This window comes from Anaplasma phagocytophilum, from assembly GCF_023476575.1.
GTDB classification, from domain to species: domain Bacteria; phylum Pseudomonadota; class Alphaproteobacteria; order Rickettsiales; family Anaplasmataceae; genus Anaplasma; species Anaplasma phagocytophilum_A.
Genome location: NZ_JAHLEX010000113.1, coordinates 1 through 3,217, shown reverse-complemented (window position 1 = coordinate 3,217; position 3,217 = coordinate 1). Strand labels below are relative to the sequence as shown.

The following is a 3,217-nucleotide window of genomic DNA, read 5'->3' as shown; positions in this document are numbered from 1 at the left end:
GTTTGCGTATTCACCTTAAAGCCATTTGACTTCCATGCAATGCATCGCGACTTTCCCTCTAACAACATTTGCTAGACCCCAATAGAAAGCCATTATACCTACCAAAAAAAAAGACTGCATCACACAGCCGAAAGAAAGATGCTAACACCCAAAAAGCACCTATCTATTCCACGCAACGGAAAATACACCTAAAACTACTACATACCAACGTATGCATGGCTTTCAAACCACATACACCTAATATCTCCGCCAGGACCCACACCTTCTGAGGTTACACACCCTATCTCAACATCCTTATCAACAGACTTATATCACCTGCGAGTTTTGAATCAGTATCTATAAACTTTTCCACCTGCTTGACAGCATGAATTACCGTCGCATGATCCCTACCACCAAAGCTTTTACCTATATCGGGCAAACTCTTTTGCGTCAGCCTTTTTGACAAATACATGGCCACCTGCCTTGGTCTAGCAAGAGCCCTCAACCTCCTCGCGGAATACATGTCTTCTAGCCTGATACCAAAAAACTCTGCAACCTTCTTCTGAATAGCATCTATGGTCACTAATCTATGATTTGCACGCAACAAATCAGACAAAATGTCACTCGCAAGCTCAACAGTGACACTACTGCCAACCAAAGAAGAATGCGCCACTACCTTATTTAAAGCACCCTCCAGCTCCCTAATATTAGACTTAATGTTTTTAGCAAGAAATTCAAGCACCTCATCAGGGACGTGTATGCCCATCTTCTCGACTTTCAGCTGTAATATACCCAACCTAAGCTCAAAAGTCGTCTCATTAATATCAGCTACTAACCCCCATCCCAATCGAGACTTAATCCTATCTTCCACGCCATCTAAATCACTAGGAGATCTGTCCGCAGAAATCACCAACTGCTTACTCTGATCTATAAGAGCGTTAAACGTATGAAAGAACTCTTCCTGCGTGCTATCCTTACCACTAATGAACTGCACATCATCCACCATCAATACATCTACCGAACGAAACTGCTCTTTAAATAACATGATGTCCTTACTACGCAGCGCCGTAACGTACTGATACATAAACTTCTCGGCAGATAGATAAGCTATTTTCCTCTTCCTAGGAGACCCAAGCGCGTACCAGGCAATCGCATGCATAAGATGAGTCTTCCCCAAACCTACACCACCATATAGAAACAATGGATTACTCCCAGGAATCGGCTCCGAAGACTCAGCCACACGCCGCGCCGCAGCAAAGGCTAGCTCATTTGGCTTCCCCACAACAAAATTGTCAAACGTAAACCTTGGATCCAAAGGAGAACTCAAATGTTCATATGTACTAACAGAAGGAACTTCCTGCGCCTCTGTAGATTTAACCGAAACACCCCTATTACCCTGCAGAACGCCACTTTCAGCTCCATCTGCAACACATATGTCAATACAGTAAACAGCGCGATTCTCCCCTCGCCAATACTCCAGGATTTTTTCCAGGTAATGCACGAGAATCCACTCCTTTATGAACCGCGTAGGCACTAAAAGAATAACTCTACCGTTTTCATAACCAGAATACACCAGAGCACTAAGCCAGCTATCATACGCTGCACTGCCATAGAAATCCCGCAACTTTTTCTGAACACTCTTCCATGACAAATGCCCGTCATAGGTACTACCTCTATCCACAGTACCCAAATTACAATCAGCAGCCCCGGAATTACCCATCATTTTGATAAACCCAAATCTCACATTGACTTACTCTACCGCTATCTCCGCAACAATAGATAAGCTCAAAAACCAACCCACAATCTCAAAGCACACTCCCCCTATGCGAGAGACAAAACAAGCATCACGCTAAACGGAAAATCACTTATAAACTTTTACTGCAAGGCTGCAAACGCTCACCCGCTATGATCACCTTTCACCCGGCTTATGTCAGGAGCATCAACCGATTTCATCCCTACCACATGGTAGCCACAATCCACATGCACAGTCTCACCAGTCGTCCCTCTACCCAAATCACTCAGCAGATATAACGCAGCCCCCCCGACATCATCAAGAGTAGTATTGCGCCTCAACGGCGAATTATACTTATTCCACGTCATTATATAATGGAAATCACTAATTCCAGAAGACGCCAAAGTTCTAACAGGCCCCGCAGAAATAGCATTAACTCTTATCTGCTGCTTACCCAAATCAACCGCCAAGTACTTAACACTTGCCTCAAGGGCCGCCTTACACACACCCATCACATTGTAATGAGGCACTACCTTCTCAGCACCGTAATAAGAAAGAGTCAAAATACTACCACCATCGGCCATAAGCGGCTCAGCTTTACTTGCAATATAAGTAAAAGAATAACACGATATATGCATTGACGTCAGGAAATTACCCAGGGAAGTATCAACATACCTTCCCTTGAGCTCGTTCTTGTCGGAAAATGCAACCGCATGAACCATAAAATCCAGACTACCCCACTCCTCAGCAAGAACTCTGAACATATTGTCTACAGACTCCGTATCTGATACGTCACACGGAACTGTCAACTTGACACCTAGAGACTCCGCAAGAGGATCCACCCTTTTCTTGAAAGTCTCCGAAAGATATGTAAGAGCAACCTCGGCGCCCTGCGCACACACAGCTTTCGCGATGCCCCACGCCAAGGACTTACCATTAGCCACACCAATGATGACCCCCTTTTTTCCTTCCATGAGCATGCCGGTACGCACAAAACACCCGTAAACTTCTAACAATACCTACTACAAACGCAACGCGGGAGTGACGAGACTCGAACTCGCGACCTCAAACGTGACAGGCTTGCGCTCTAACCAACTGAGCTACACCCCCAGCAACCATGCGAAATGCTACTGGCTCACAGCCGTGTTGTCAATCACAGTTTTGGCATCAAATGCAAATTAAAATTGATAGCAAACTTATGCATACATATGTAGTACAAAACTCGAAAAAACTCCCACTAACTACATATCTTCAAAATTACATAAAATAACTATCATACTGTAATTCTAGTAGTTTTAAGAAAAATTACACCTGTACATAAAAATAGTCGAGGGTTCGACAGCCCGCTATACCATATAAACATAACAAAGCTAAATGTTTTGCTGCACAATCTCCCTAAAGATTTGCCCTGAAACAGGGAGCACCCTAAAATATTATATAATCTTTACCCGTCTTAATTAGGAGCATCAACCTACTTCAATCAACCCCACCACATGGCTCACCCAC

At 44.0% G+C, this 3,217-nt stretch carries 2 protein-coding genes and 1 tRNA gene; all 3 read right to left on the bottom strand.

Annotated elements, in window-relative coordinates:
- Window positions 1-280 precede the first annotated feature (280 nt).
- Window positions 281-1,660, bottom strand: coding sequence for a chromosomal replication initiator protein DnaA (gene dnaA / locus KPX09_RS04815; RefSeq protein WP_410518485.1), 1,380 nt, complete (start codon window positions 1,658-1,660; stop codon window positions 281-283).
- Window positions 1,661-1,875: 215 nt separating this feature from the next.
- Entirely contained in the window at window positions 1,876-2,691 is an 816-nt protein-coding gene (gene fabI, locus KPX09_RS04810; RefSeq protein ID WP_249549233.1) for an enoyl-ACP reductase FabI, read from the bottom strand.
- A gap of 56 nt (window positions 2,692-2,747) precedes the next feature.
- Window positions 2,748-2,821: transfer RNA gene (locus KPX09_RS04805), tRNA-Asp, on the bottom strand.
- Window positions 2,822-3,217: the final 396 nt, after the last annotated feature.